The 1,258-nt window shown below is 31.2% G+C and carries 1 protein-coding gene; it reads left to right on the top strand.

Features of this window, described 5'->3' with window-relative positions:
* Window positions 1-1,258: helicase C-terminal domain-containing protein (locus KHW44_RS09745; RefSeq protein WP_304068932.1), on the top strand; the 1,258-nt coding region annotated here is incomplete at both ends.

Raw genomic sequence — 1,258 nt, 5'->3', positions numbered from 1 at the left:
TATAGGCAAAAGACAAGATTTTCAAAGTTTTATAACTTGCCAGAGTTGATGAGCATGTTTAAAGAAGTAGCAGATATAAAGACTTCAGATATGTTAAATTTGCCAGTACCAGAAGCAAACTTCGAAGTTATTAAAACAAAACCTACTGAGGAACAAAAAGAAATATTAGAAGCTATTTCAGAAAGAGCTGATGCGGTTAGAAATAACCAAGTCGAGCCTACAGAAGATAACATGCTAAAGATTACAAATGATGGTAAAAAACTTGCCCTTGACCAAAGATTAATAAACCCACTACTTCCAGATGATCCTAATTCGAAGGTAAATGTATGTGTAAAAAATATCTTTTCAATCTGGGATAAGACAAAAGAAAATTCATCGACCCAATTAGTATTTTCAGATATGTCTACACCAAAAGGAGATGGAGAATTTAATATCTATGATGATATTAGAAATAAGCTAGTGAATATGGGAATACCTAAAGAAGAAATAGCCTTTATCCACGAAGCAGATACAGACAAACAAAAAGATGAATTGTTCTCTAAGGTAAGAAGAGGAGAAGTAAGAGTCTTATTAGGTTCTACTCAAAAAATGGGAGCAGGTACAAATGTACAAAATAAACTAATAGCCTTACACGATTTAGACGTCCCATGGAGACCGTCTGACCTAGAGCAAAGAAGTGGTAGAATTGTTCGTCAAGGTAATGAAAATGATAAAGTCAATATCTTTAGATATGTAACAGAAAATACCTTTGATTCTTATTTGTGGCAGACGATAGAGAATAAGCAAAAATTCATTTCTCAAATTATGACTTCAAAAACTCCAGTAAGAGTTGCAGAAGATGTTGATGAAGCAAGTCTATCTTATTCAGAAATTAAGGCTTTAGCCACTGGCAATCCTCTAATTAAAGAAAAAATGGATTTAGATAACGAAGTTACAAAGCTAAAAATGCTGGAAGCAAACTATAAATCTAATAAATATAAGCTTGAAGATAAGGTAAATAAATTTTATCCTCAAAGTATTTTAAAAACTGAAATGGAAATACAAGCAGTTAAAGAAGATATTGCAAGTGTTGAGAAATTAGGAGAAGGAGATAGTAAATTCACTTCAATCAGTCTTGGTGCAAATAAAATTTTAGATAAGAAAGAAGCTGGAGAGAAGCTATTAGAAGAAATAAAAAAGGTAAAGATAAATGATAGCAAGGTTATTGGTAAATATAGAAATTTAGACTTACAAGTTTCATATAACTTTATGACTAATA

This window comes from Finegoldia magna (genome assembly GCF_018371055.1).
GTDB lineage: Bacteria > Bacillota > Clostridia > Tissierellales > Peptoniphilaceae > Finegoldia > Finegoldia magna_I.
This window is presented reverse-complemented; position numbering and strand designations above follow the sequence as displayed.